The organism is Thalassobaculum litoreum DSM 18839 (genome assembly GCF_900102465.1).
GTDB lineage: Bacteria > Pseudomonadota > Alphaproteobacteria > Thalassobaculales > Thalassobaculaceae > Thalassobaculum > Thalassobaculum litoreum.
On record NZ_FNBW01000050.1, the window covers coordinates 1 to 1,036 of the forward strand.

Annotated in this window: 1 protein-coding gene; it reads right to left on the minus strand. The window is 69.4% G+C overall.

Annotated features, from left to right (window positions below):
- A partial coding sequence (locus tag BLS34_RS26145) for a COG5 family protein (protein WP_175474393.1) occupies positions 1-1,036 on the minus strand: 1,036 nt, incomplete at both ends.

Genomic DNA, 1,036 nt, shown 5'->3' on the forward strand with positions numbered 1-1,036 from the left:
GCTTGCCGTTGCGCGCGATGTTGGTGAACGCATCGCTGAAGCCCCGCTGGATACCCTCGGCCGCCGTCTTGAAAGCCTCGGCGAGCGGGTTGGCCTGGTTCTTCAGGCGCTCCAGCTCGCGTACCTGGCCCTCGTCGATGATGGCCTTGCGCATCCGATCGTAGGCCGCGTTGACCGCATCGATCTGCTCGGGCAGGGCCTCCAGCAGAGCGCGCGACCGCTCCAGCTCCAGCTGCTCGAGCTTGCGTGCCGTCGTCAGTGCCACGATCCGACGGCGCGCCTCGTCGGTGTTCTCCAGCTCCAGGCGCCGGATCTCGTTGGAGAACTCCAGATCCTCGGCCGTGCGGACAACGGCATCGGCAGCCTGGTTCTGTGCCGCGGCCCAGGCTTCCACCTGGTCGCCGAGCCGGCCGATCAGGTCCAAGTACTGCTCATAGGTGAGCTTGCCGGCCTCGAAGCCGCGCAGCAGCAGCAGCGCCTGCTGGTCGACGTCGCGATACTTCTCCGCGATCGGGTCGAGCCGGGCGCGCAGGGACTTCAGCGCCTGGTCCTGGCCGGACGACCAGACCAGCTCGGCGTCGCGGGTGGCCAGGACCGCTGCGCGCAGCTCGGCGTAGGCGGCATTGATCTCGCCGATCTGGCCAGGTGCTGCCGCCATGACGGCCTGCTGTCGGCGGCTCTCCAGGCGGTCGAGCTCGCGGGCCGCAGTCAGCCTCACGATCTCCTGGCGTGCCTCATCGGTACCCTCGGCCTCGAGCTTGCGGACCTGCAGAGCCAGGGTCGTGTCCTGGGCCTGCTCGCGGGCAGCTCGGGCGGCAGCGCCCAGCCCGAACGCGTAGCCCGCGGTACCGTGCTTCAGGGAGGCGATCAGGGCTTCGACGTCGTAGCCCGCGGCGGTCAACTTCTCATGGGACGCGCGCAGCTGCTCTTCGGCGTCGCTCGCCTCGCGGGTGACTTTGGCCAACGGGTCGAGCTGGTCGACCAGCTGCTGCACGTCGGTGGCCAGGCCTGAGAAATCGGCACCGCCTCCTGGGCC